Origin of the sequence: Arundinibacter roseus, from assembly GCF_004348825.1 — a bacterium.
Lineage (GTDB): Bacteria > Bacteroidota > Bacteroidia > Cytophagales > Spirosomataceae > Arundinibacter > Arundinibacter roseus.
In genome coordinates, this window is record NZ_SMJU01000003.1 from 285,736 (window position 1) to 297,691 (window position 11,956).

Genomic DNA, 11,956 nt, shown 5'->3' on the forward strand with positions numbered 1-11,956 from the left:
GCCTCATCCCATTCACCAAAACCGTATCCCCGTCCTGATACCGGCCATTCTGAAATAGGACTCTGTAATACCTTTTGATCCCGATGAGGTAATAAAGTTGGAATTGTACAAACCCGAGAAATTGTAGCCCAACGTGGCTTCCACAAAGAACCCAAACTTTTTACGCTGAATTTCAACCCCAACTCCACCAAGTGCATTGAGCGATTGTTTTTTTAGTAGCAGTCGATTATTAGTTGAGTTTGAGACATTTTCCAAATCAATTCGGGCATAGCTCATGGGCATCAGAAGCTCAACACCACCTTTCAGGTAGGGTCGAAATTTACTTGCATTTGCATTTGGTTTATGAACCTTGACTGCAACATGCATCGCCGCGCCGGAAATATCAAATTCGGATGAGGTGTACTCTTTGGACTGAATGATTTGGAGCGACTGATATTCCGTTCGGAAATACTCCACACCTAGGACAAAATCCAGTGGACTTTCATAAGACAAAAATGTAAGCTGAAGCCCGGCAGAAGTAAAATAGCCATAGCCAGTAGCTTTACCAACACCTTCTTCGGTATATTTTGGTTTATTTGCCAGCAACCGTGCGGTTGGTTCCACAGACAGCTTGGGCCCTCTTCCACTGCATTTTTCGGGATAGGCGTCGCATTCGATTGCCAAAAGAATTTCACTGATTCTTTCCTTTTGAGCAAAATTTCCACATTCATAGGCCGACTTATACAAGACATACGCCTGCTTCCATTCTTTGTTTTTAATGCTCTGCGCCGCATTTTCACTATTGCCAGTAAAACAACTCGTCCGCTCGCAGGCTGCAATCCGAAGTATGTTTTTTGCATACGCACTATCCCGAATTGCCACATTACAAACATCAAGCGCGACCATTTTTTGGAACAACTCTTTTGCATCTTCGCAACGTAAGGCATCCATAGCCTTTTGCGCCTGTGTGTTATAAGAAGTATATAAACTGTCGGTCAGATACCGTGCGGCTAGTTGGTTGGCCAGCGGCCTGTATGGCTCCAAAAATTTGGAGCTATTTGCTTCACAGCCTATCAGGGTTGCGAGTCCTTCATCCCAGGCCTTCTTTGCCTGAACTACCCGGCAGTTGGCTAGCTCCATTTGGGCAGTATCAGCCCATTTTTTAAAATCAGCACGTATTTCATCACATGTAAGTTTGCCGGCCAGCCGGCTGAGCGACTCCTCAACCTGCGGCAGCATTTGGGGCGGTGCAATTTGTTTGGTTTGTACCAAATATTTGATTGCCTCCTGATACCTTGTTTGCAAATTGTTTTGATCACCTGCTTTTTCGCTGATCTGAGCCAGTTCAATCAGGTATTCGGCAAATTGCTTTTGGGCACACGCCCCAAGCTGCAAACCAATCTTTGGAACTTGTGTACCTTTCCTGATCAAACTCTCATACCCACTTTTGATAAATTCATAGTTTCCTGGCCCGCGCTTAAAGGAATTTATATCATTCTCCATTTGCATAAACTCATTGATTAGCATCAACATTTCATCCGAATCCGCGAACGCAGCTTTATTGGTTTGTATCAAGTAAATAAGGTCCGTAATCTGACACTTGTTTGCCAAATCCATGATCCTGACTTCTGGTGCTACGGTTGATTTTTCCTCCATTTTTTTAATTTCACTTTCAAGTCCGCCAATAATATACCTGGAAGCCAATCGATATTCCTTCAACAGGTCCAGCGTTTTATCCGGATCATTTCCGGTTTTCGCTACCGTATAGCGTTCTCCCCATACTCTTAAGGATTTTACTGCCTGTAAGCCTTCCTGATACTGCTCCCGCAACGTAGAATTTCGACTCCCGCCCAGTTGTCTCGCTTTGGCAAAGCTCTTCGAGGCTGCGGCTGTATCCAAAACCGAAAGCTGTTTCTCTCCTTTGTAGGCCCATTCAAAGCCCGCAACTACCCGTGTTACATCATCCAATTTCCTGGTTTGGATCCGTTCCAATTGTTTCAGGCAGGTTTCTATTCGAGTATCAAAAATGGCAACATGAATATCTCTTTCAATTGATCGGTATTTGCTGTACTGCGCCAGAGCTTCCTTGTAGTTTTTGGCCTTAAAAAAACGCTCCCCTGCCTGAAAATGCGTATGCAAGATTTTGGTGGTTTTGAGTTTTTGTTGAAATTCCGGAACATTTGGACGCCCTTCCAGCAGAAGTTTGGCATTGTCAAACCGACCGGCGTCAATATGTTTTTCGGCGGCAAGCCAAATATCATACAGGTTCCGATCGTCCAGCATTTGCGCCATTACACGCTGGAATCCAAGGAATGAGAGCAAAAGTAGAAGTAAGAATTTTATTCGCATTTTTTCCGTGCTGTGCCTTTTAGGATGGAGGCATAATGAAAGTACTGGTTTGGGATGAAGTATAGCTCGGCATTTTGACTCTGTTTATATCTATTGCACTCGGTGGTAGCGAGCAAAAAGTAAGAATCACCCAAACTATCTAGGGTTTTCCTGGTGATATCAGAGGTTGGAAATTTTGAAGCAACTTCAAAAAGCTCCACGGCATGCACATAGTCACCGCTTTGCTCCATGGATACTCCTTCATCAATAGTTTTCTTAAAAACCTCATAGTCGAATTTTACCGCGTGTACTTTCCTTGTTGGTGAAACTGACCTTGTATCAATCATTCTTTTTACCATAAAGGCACCAAACGCCAACATAATACCGATGGCAGCAAGAATTACCGCCCGAAGCGGTATTTTTCCAGTGCCGGCTTTTTGAACGGGTGCTTCACCGCTTACCGAAGCTGTTTCACTTTCACCGATCGCATTTTTCCAATCCTCCAAAATCCGGCCATTAGTTGCAGGATCAGTATGCCTGCCGGGTTGTTTTCGGAAAAAAACGATGGGTTCGCCGGATCCCGTTTGCCAGAATTCGGGGGCCAACGGCAATAATTGTTCGTTAGCAGAAAGAGATGCCGGAATCGTGTTCAGTAGATCAACAAACGTTTTAGAATCTTTGCCGGCAATCTTTTCCGAACTTAGTTGGCTGACTGTTTGCTCTTTTCCTTCTTCCCATACGAAATAGCGAAAATTAAAGGGTTTTGACTGTTGTACCCGAATCAGTCCACTGACAGGTGCAATCCAATGTAGAGGATCATCAAAAGGTATTGGTAAAAAATCAATTACTACTGATTTTGGCGAAGGGAAGGTATAATCCACTGCACGCCATCTGCACTGCGTGTAACTAGTGTGAAGTTCCTCTTTCAACTGGTAAATACCTTCAAAAAAATCATTCTTATGCAGCGACATGGACGATGGGTCTGAGGGATGTAAAATCCGATGTTTGTGCAAATTAAAAATTTTATACCTTCATTGCCTATATTTCAATTAAATCTCGTGGTTTGCAGCGGTGAGAATTGTAACCTGGATCTGTTATTTTACGATGCACTCTTACCCCAATTTTTCCGGTTTAGTTTTCTGGAAAATAAAAAATATGAAAATTCAATCATGGGAAATGAATAATTGGTTCGTAAGCATTCAATAGTTGTTTCAACCTGCAAACTGCGAAGCTAATTTACCGGATTCAATAGAAACAAACTTTCTGGAATAGCAGCGGAGCAGAAAAAGCAGAATGCAACTTTAGATGATCTGCTCACCGTCAATTATAATTGAAATAAACAGCGTATCGTTTAATTGTGTAATCTTAACACAATTAGTACTTTTGATTGATAGTATTCTATACAAAATAGCCAACTTCCTCAAATTTATATTAAAAGTCAGGTTTTGGTTGTTTTGTTGTATAGCGTTCTAAACCTGATATTTATCTGGTTATCAGTTAAATATCAATACCTTTTACTATTCCCCAGGACCTACATCTTTATCATTTTCGAAAATCTATATGATTGAATTACAAGCATACGAAGTTTGGTTCGTAACCGGAAGTCAACATCTATACGGGGAAGAAACCCTGCGAAAAGTCGAAGAACATTCAAGAATTTTGGCCAAAGCCCTTGACGATTCTTCGGTTATACCCGTCCGGGTTATTTTTAAACCCGTTGTCAAAACTCCCGAGGAGATTCTGACGATCTGTAAGCAGGCAAACGCCACCCCCAACTGTGTAGGAATCATTACCTGGATGCACACGTTTTCACCCTCAAAAATGTGGATCAGTGGTCTCAATGCCCTGCAAATTCCTTTGCTGCACCTGCACACCCAGTTCAATCGGGACATTCCGTTTGACAGTATTGATATGGATTTTATGAACCTAAACCAATCGGCCCATGGTGACCGGGAATTTGGGTTTATTATGAGCCGTATGCGGATTAACCGCAAAGTGGTGGTGGGGCATTGGGAAAATGAATCGGTTCAGAAAAAAATTGGCAGTTGGACCCGCGTAGCTGTGGGTAAATCCACGCTCAAAACTATGAAAGTCGTGCGTTTTGGGGACAACATGCGGCAGGTTGCCGTAACCGAAGGGGACAAAGTAGCCGCAGAAATAGCCTTTGGGTTATCGGTAAACACCCACGGAGTAGGCGATCTCGTAGAGGTTATTCGGCAGATTTCGGATGCAGAAATTCAGGAGCTAATGCAGGAATATGAGGACAGCTATCAACTGATGCCTTCTTTGTACCAAAATGGGTCCGCGCGCAGCTCGTTGATAGAGGCAGCGCGAATCGAACTGGGATTAAAAGCTTTCCTGCATGATGGCGGCTATGGAGCCTATACCAATACCTTCGAAGACCTGCACGGCATGCGTCAACTGCCGGGTATTGGCTCGCAGCGTATGATGGCGGCAGGTTACGGTTACGGTGGTGAAGGCGACTGGAAAACAGCCGCACTTGTCCGGCTTATGAAAGTAATGGCTGCCGGTCTGCCGGGAGGAAACTCATTCATGGAAGATTACACCTATCATTTTGATCCTCAAAATCCAATGGTGCTGGGCTCCCACATGCTGGAAATTTGTCCGTCGATTGCGGCGGGAAAAATTAGCTGTGAGGTACATCCGCTGGGCATCGGTGGAAAGGAAGATCCGGTTCGGCTGGTTTTTAATGGCGCTCCCGGACCGGCACTCAACGTTTCGCTGATTGATCTGGGAAATCGGTTCAGGTTATTAGTAAACGAAGTAGAGGCCGTCGAAATAGACCGTGAATTCCCTAAGTTACCTACGGCACGCGTGCTATGGAAGCCTCAGCCCGATATGGAAACCGGACTTCATGCCTGGATTTTGGCAGGTGGCGCGCATCATACCGGATATAGCCAAAATCTGACGACTGAATATATAGAAGACCTGGCCGAAATGTTGGGAATTGAACTGGTGGTCATTGATAAAAATACAACCATCCGAAATTTGAAAAGTACACTAACACTCAACGAAATAGCCTTCCGATAATCTATGGATCCATATAAAACGCTTCGGGAAGAAACCTACGAAGCCAATTGTCAGCTGCCCCGGCTTGGATTGGTACTCTTTACCTTTGGTAATGTAAGTGCCGTGGACCGGGATCGGGCTGTGTTCGGGATAAAACCCAGTGGCGTTCCTTACGAAAACCTGCATCCGCAAGATATTGTCATTATGGATTATGACGCCCGGGTGGTAGATGGAACCATGCGACCCTCTTCTGATACCAAAACCCACGCGCTTCTTTATAAATCCTGGGAAAACATTGGCGGCATCACGCATACCCACAGTACATACGCTGTGGCGTGGGCGCAGGCTGGACTTGATATTCCAATTTTTGGAACCACCCATGCCGATCATACCCATCAGCCAATTCCCTGCGCTTCTGTGCTGACCGATGCCATGATTGAGGGCGATTACGAGCACGAAACGGGCCATCAGATCATGAATTGTTTTCAGGATAAAGGACTATCCAATCAGGAAATGGAAATGATCCTGCTCCAAAACCACGGGCCATTTACCTGGGGGAAGGATGCTGCAAAGTCGGTGTACAATGCAGCCGTACTGGAAGAAATCGCCCGTATGGCTTTTCTGACGCTGCAAATAAATCCGAATACACACCCGCTAAAGGACAGCCTTCGACTAAAACATTACGAGCGAAAGCACGGAAAAAATGCCTACTATGGACAGGGTTGCTAAATAGAGAATTGCTGGTGACAGGGTTTCTGAAGAGTGACAATTCTACCATAAATCCTTAAAATAGTAGTGTTTATCCGATTATTGGACGTACTGTTTCACATTTTGCCGTCATTCGCTGAAAGCCATTAAAACTGCCCGAACGGGCAGTTGGGCTTTTCCTTGAAAACACAAAGCAAACGTCTGATGAAACACGTATTTCCATACTTCATATTTCTGCTTACAAGCGCCTGTGGAACCGCGCAAAAGCTGGATACCAAAGCGATTGATAGTTTATTTACTATCTATGACCAAAAAGAACTCTTCTTTGTAAATGTGTTGGTCAAACGGGCCGACAGCGTACTCTTCCAACGTTCAGCAGGTTTTCAGAATCTGGAATCGGGTGTGAAAAATCATTCAAAAACCCAGTTTTTGATTGGCTCTATAACCAAAACCTATACCGCGGTGCTGATCCTGCAGTTGGTGGAAGAAGGAAAAATCAGGCTGGACGATCCGCTATCTAAATTTTACCCACAACTTTCAAACGCAGACAGAATCACGATTTCCATGATGCTCAGGCATCGGTCGGGACTCTTCAATTATACCAACATGCCTGGATTTTTACAGCAGGTGGATAAATCCATCACCAAAGAGCAATTTTTGGAAACCTTTAAAACTCTAAAAACCGAATTTGAACCCGATACAAAATACGAATACAGCAATACCAACTACCTGCTCCTTGGATTGATTCTTGAAACCATTACGGGAGACACCTACGAAAATCTGTTAAAGAACCGGATTTTGACTAAAATTGGTGCTCGAAATACGTTTTATGGCCGGCCGCAGGATCGTAAAGATTTTGCGAAATCCTACATTTTTACCGGTGAAAAATGGCTCTCTACTCAACCCGAGTGGAACATTGACTGGGCCGCGGCGGCCGGAGGCATTGCTACTACTTCCTCTGATTTGGCGCTATTCTACGAAGGCCTTTTTAATGGAAAGCTGATTTCCGAAAAAAGCCTGACCGCCATGATTGACCTCAAAGATGGGTACGGCTATGGGATTAGTTCGGTGCCCTTTGGAAGACGTACATTTTATGGACACGGGGGCGGAATTGAAAGCTATGTTTCTTTTGTGGGCTATAATCGGGAGGATAAAACCCTGTTTATTCAGCTCGTCAACGGTCGAAAACAATTTGAACCCAACGATATTTCCATTCAAATTCTGAATGCCGCTTACGGTTATCCGCTTTCATATCCCGATTTATCGGTGCGCAAAGTAGTAAAGGTCGAAAAAGAAGTATTGACAAGCTACGAGGGGACCTACACTTCGGCCAATTTTCCGCTGGAAATTACTGTTTTTGTAAAAGACGGCAACTTATTCGGGCAAGCGACGGGTCAAAGCGCTTTCCAGCTGACACCGTACTCCGATACAGAATTTGGGTTTGAGGCTGCGAGAATCAAAATGATTTTCTTTGAAAAAGTGGGCCAAAAAGCCTTTCACTTTTCACAGGGAAACGCAGCGTTTGATTTTGTCAGAAAGCCCTGAATCCAGTTGAAAACACCCGCAGATTCAGATTTCAAGTGCAATTCACTTATAAGTACTATTTTTCCTTGACGAAGGTGTGCACCGAAATTACGCGATTGTTCTCCGAAACTACGAGCACATATAATCCGCTGGCGAGCGATTGAATGTTAAGATCTGTTGATTGCTGTGATACGTTTTGTTTTTTAAGGGAAGTCCCGCGGCAATCCAGTATTTCAACGTCTACATTAGAATTCAGATCCTCCGGTAACTGCATGGTCAGGCTTTCCTTCGCAGGATTGGGATACACCCTAGCCGAATGGCGTATAGGAAGTGAAACTACACTCGTAATGATTTCCTGTAGCGCATTAGTAAATTCATAGGCTCCAATGTCAGGCCCGAGTCCATGCGGGCGAGCAACTCCGAGTATATCTTTTTGACTGAAAAAACCGGCAGTTTGCGTGGCTTGATCAATGGCGGGGCTGGATTCTTTTAGTTGAAAATTGGCCACGATACGGTCTGACGAGGGGTTGACAAATTCGGGATCAGCAATCCGGTCGTGTGGACCTTTAACCGCCACTATACCGTTAAAATACAGATTATAGTCGTAAACCACATTGACATTTCGGTTAGTGGAATTACAATTCTTGCCCATAGCGGCATAACTGATATTGTTTATGATATTTACATCCACGCAGTCATTCGCAAAAATATTAGCATAATCGGACAGCACCGTACCATTTTGGTAGACTGTATTGTTGATCATATCCACATGATTGGCCCGATAGGCATGAATTCCGGAGCCGCCGTTATTGACCGAAAGGTTATTCTTTACGAGTGTGCGTCCCACATACATTTCGTCACCTACTTTTCCGCCATACGGATATTGATTGATGTCAATGATAATGCCATTTCCATCGCTCAATCGTTTCAGCGAGATCCAGGGAATAGTTGTTTTGTTGGAAAAGCACGTATTGTTTCGAACAATTATTTTGTAGGTCGAGACCTGATCACTGTTGTAGGGCGTCAACACGCTGATTCCGCTACCGCCATACACCATATACCAGGCATTATTAAAAACCAGATTATTTTCAATAGTCGTGTAGTCGGTTTGAATAGCACTGATTCCTCCACCTGGAAAATCATGTACTTTGCAGCTACGAATGATTACATGATGCGGTTTTTTTGATTCGTCGCGCAGTCCACCAATCGAAAGCCCGTTAGTATTAAAAACCGGATTAGGTGCAGACACACCACTAACCTGATCGTTATAGGATTTGAGAGCGGCTTCGTACGTAAGATTTGCGTTATTACCCATCAGTTCAAAACCCTCAAAAACAACGTAGGAACCGTTGATACTCACAGCATTCCACACATTGCCCGAGGCCGTAATTTTGGGGCTGTGTCCATTCATAGCCTTGTAGGTGATCCAGGCACCTGCCGTACCTGATCGAGTTATGGATAGTAACGGGCCGGAAGTTGTGGTGTATACACCATTCATAACCAGCACACTATCGCCTGGGATGGTCAAATTCGAGGCTTGCTGAATAGTCAAAAATGGGGTTGAAACGGTCTTGCCGTCATTAGTAGTATTGCCTGTCGAAGAAACATAGTAGGTAGTAGCCAACGCCGGGGAAACGCTCGTGAATACAAGTATCCAAATTTTAAAATACCAAAAGAATTTAATGCTCATCTGTAAATCAGGATAATCCAGGTTTTAAGCTGTAAACGGGTTTTTACCGGATTTTCCCGATATTCCTCCAATTAAAATTCAGGATTATCTGTATCTCTACCGTATAATCCAGCGAAAGGTACGCAGTTGGTAGGGGTTGAAAATAGCTGTAAATGGAGATTTTGTAGTTGTTAATTGCAGTTCGTCAGTTTCCAGGTGAGTGGTCTGCCGTACGTTTCGGACGGACAGGTTCAGTCGAAAAGCCGGAGTTTTGGGCTGATTTGCAAGATTCCAAAAGCGGGTGATAAGTCCCTTTTCAATTCCTTCTTCGGATGGTTTGACACTCCACAGCAGCAAGTCAGGGTCGGTAACCGAAAGCAAGGAAAATTCATTGGGGCTACGTCCAATGGTACCAGTAATCCATTGAGCCATCAGCGGATTTTGGTGTTCAAGGGAAAATTTCATGGCTGCGGTTGCATCAAATGCCTGCGCATGGGTTGTGAGAGCAAAATGATAGTTAAAGCGACTCTGCCCATGTTGAGCCGGAATCCCCAATTTTTCACCATCCGTTTGGCCGCCCGCCAACGCGTAGAGCTGTGCCGACTGTTCCCATAGTGAATCGGGCGTGCTAGCTCCCAACTTAAAGAAACTACAATCAAGATTTGACAGGGTTACACCGTAATTTTCTTCACTCAAATCAGCAAAATGATTGAACGTCAGCCAATCATACCGCGCATTTTGAGCGGAATAGTCGCCGCCGCGGGTTTGAATTTTTGCAGTCAAAACCGCACCTAATTCTTCATGACTGGTGGTTTGATTTATAAGATCAAATGAGAATGCCCAGGTCTTTATGTCCTTAAAATTTTCTTCAATCGAATTTTGAATTTCAATCCGGGGAATATCTTTGAAAAGCGTAATCCGAAACGAATGCAACACAGGAAGACTTGAAGTGCCTTTCAATGTAACGGATACAGGGCCTTCATTTTCTATGACAAGTGGCTCACCATCATCAAGTTTAAGTGTTCCCAGATCATTTAGGTATTTTCCATCCTGGATCTTTATGAGTTGCCGGCTTTGAGCCAAACTATCATAGAGTTGGGAAATTACGCCGGACGGATGTATTCGCAAACGGTACAAAGCATTTTTGAAAAATCCGTCCGAAAGCGTGGCGGCAACCGGAAGTTTTTTCGAACTCCCTTCACTGAGCTCAAAGACTTTGTAGCCAACCGACGGAATTTTCCTGGCCATAATTCTCAGGAAACGCTTCCCCTCTTTTGTAATCAATTGGCTGGCACATAGTTGACCCGAAGAAACATCTAGTACAGCTACCGGATAATTTCCATCGTACTCAATATCGGCCACATCGTCTCTTTCCCAGCTCAAAGGATTAAAAACATAAAAGCGGGGATTGGTAGATTTTTTGAGCTGCTGTCCCAAAGATTTAGACGAGAGCTGATAGAGCGTATCTACGTAGGTAGAAATCTGTTCCTGCATTTTTTTCTGCCAATTCCCCCGGTCCTGCGCCGATACAGGACCGTCTGCGGTCCAGTCATGTTCCCAGTACAGGCCAAACCCTTCCCAGGCTTTTTGGCGAAGTTCAATCAAATTCTTTCCAAACGATTTATTCTGCAAAGAAACCAGCGAAGCCAGCGCTTCCGCACTTCTTAATTTTTCGGTAGCCCTCCGGACCAATGCTGTCGTCTCGTTCATCGAAGCGGAGTAGGTGTCCCACTCGTTACCATAGCTAAGCGATTCGGTGGGTAAATCAGGATAGGACCTGACGATATCCTTGAAAAAATCCTCTTCATTCGATACCCGAACTTTACGATCAGTGGTTGTGGTTTGTTGTGCAGCCTGCACAAAAGCCGGAGAAACGAACGTTGCCAAATCGTCCCAACCGTATCCAAAAGCCCCTGCTATGTGATAGGGATAGGCAGTTGTGTAGCATAGGTTGGATAAGCGCTCGACGGTTTGAGCAATGGATTCGGTGGCTTGATGGAGCTCATTTACCAGCCTCGTTTCTGCGTATCCACCCAGTGATTTATTGTCCGTGCTCAGGTTGTACCATTTCATCAAAACACCGGTTTGATCCTGTCCCATGTAGCGGTACAATTGATGCTGACGATGCGCAAGACTAGTATTGGAAAGCCGAGAGGCGCAACCACACACTCCACGCCAGCTGTATTTGGCTCCCGAACCGGCCCATAAAGAGCTCAAACCAAGAGGTAAAGTCTGATTTTCCATGCACACAGCCATTGGAAAGCGTAGTCCGAGTCTACGTTCCATCTGCCCGGCATAGTACATACCCCGCAAGACCGCCTCGGTTGGCTGTGCGCCGTAGGTGCTAACCAAGGTGTTTAGCGGACTGCTGATATGACCCGATTCAATGGCGCTTACCAACCGGTTGAACTGCGCGGGACTTCGGTATTTTTCGTAGGTGTACAACCAGAAACTGCCATCACAATTGAAACGCGCCTGAAAATCATCTGGATTGTTTTTGGTGGAATCGATTTGATCCAGGTAGTAGTCCAGCATGTGCACAAAAGCCGAATCATACTGCGCCTCGTTGCCCGTCCACTTGTAATCGGTATGTTCGTCGTTGGCAATGTAGAGCCTTGTTGGCTGCTGCGCGCGTGCTACCTTCATGCCCAAAGCCATTAAACAAAGCCCAATCAGGCAACAGATCCGCCACATAGATTTCCGATTATGAGTAATTAT

The 11,956-nt window shown here is 44.8% G+C and carries 7 protein-coding genes; 3 read left to right on the forward strand and 4 right to left on the reverse strand.

The window, feature by feature from the left end; translation table 11 throughout:
- Nucleotides 1-12: 12 nt before the first annotated feature.
- Together EZE20_RS05910 and EZE20_RS05915 are read right to left on the reverse strand one after the other, a co-directional pair.
- A complete protein-coding gene (locus tag EZE20_RS05910; protein ID WP_132115508.1) occupies nt 13-2,301 on the reverse strand; it encodes a hypothetical protein in 2,289 nt (762 codons plus the stop codon).
- 17 nt (nt 2,302-2,318) lie between these two features.
- A complete protein-coding gene (locus EZE20_RS05915; protein ID WP_132115510.1) occupies nt 2,319-3,278 on the reverse strand; it encodes a hypothetical protein in 960 nt (319 codons plus the stop codon).
- A gap of 589 nt (nt 3,279-3,867) precedes the next feature.
- Here EZE20_RS05915 and araA point away from each other — a divergent pair.
- The 3 genes from araA (at nt 3,868) to EZE20_RS05930 (ending at nt 7,590) form a co-directional block, all read left to right on the forward strand.
- A complete protein-coding gene (gene araA, locus EZE20_RS05920) occupies nt 3,868-5,358 on the forward strand; it encodes an L-arabinose isomerase (protein ID WP_132115512.1) in 1,491 nt (496 codons plus the stop codon).
- A gap of 3 nt (nt 5,359-5,361) precedes the next feature.
- The gene (locus tag EZE20_RS05925) at nt 5,362-6,066 is read left to right on the forward strand and encodes an L-ribulose-5-phosphate 4-epimerase (RefSeq protein WP_132115514.1); all 705 of its coding nucleotides are present in this window, start codon (nt 5,362-5,364) and stop codon (nt 6,064-6,066) included.
- A 183-nt stretch (nt 6,067-6,249) separates the two neighbouring features.
- Nucleotides 6,250-7,590, forward strand: coding sequence for a serine hydrolase domain-containing protein (locus EZE20_RS05930; protein ID WP_132115525.1), 1,341 nt, complete (start codon nt 6,250-6,252; stop codon nt 7,588-7,590).
- A gap of 55 nt (nt 7,591-7,645) precedes the next feature.
- Here the strand turns inward: EZE20_RS05930 and EZE20_RS05935 are convergent, their stop codons facing one another.
- Both EZE20_RS05935 and EZE20_RS05940 read right to left on the reverse strand, forming a co-directional pair.
- Complete coding sequence (locus EZE20_RS05935) at nt 7,646-9,259, reverse strand: T9SS type A sorting domain-containing protein (RefSeq protein ID WP_132115527.1); 1,614 nt, start codon at nt 9,257-9,259, stop codon at nt 7,646-7,648.
- A gap of 96 nt (nt 9,260-9,355) precedes the next feature.
- Nucleotides 9,356-11,932, reverse strand: coding sequence for a glycosyl hydrolase-related protein (locus EZE20_RS05940; protein ID WP_228713581.1), 2,577 nt, complete (start codon nt 11,930-11,932; stop codon nt 9,356-9,358).
- Between the last annotated feature and the right edge of the window lie 24 nt (nt 11,933-11,956).

Excerpts from the sequence above, each read along its gene's own strand:
- EZE20_RS05935 (WP_132115527.1), bottom strand. The coding sequence starts at position 9,259 with ATGAGCATTAAATTCTTTTGGTATTTTAAAATTTGGATACTTGTATTC.
- EZE20_RS05940 (WP_228713581.1), bottom strand. The coding sequence starts at position 11,932 with ATGTGGCGGATCTGTTGCCTGATTGGGCTTTGTTTAATGGCTTTGGGC.
- araA (WP_132115512.1), top strand. The coding sequence starts at position 3,868 with ATGATTGAATTACAAGCATACGAAGTTTGGTTCGTAACCGGAAGTCAA.
- EZE20_RS05925 (WP_132115514.1), top strand. The coding sequence starts at position 5,362 with ATGGATCCATATAAAACGCTTCGGGAAGAAACCTACGAAGCCAATTGT.
- EZE20_RS05915 (WP_132115510.1), bottom strand. The coding sequence starts at position 3,278 with ATGTCGCTGCATAAGAATGATTTTTTTGAAGGTATTTACCAGTTGAAA.
- EZE20_RS05930 (WP_132115525.1), top strand. The coding sequence starts at position 6,250 with ATGAAACACGTATTTCCATACTTCATATTTCTGCTTACAAGCGCCTGT.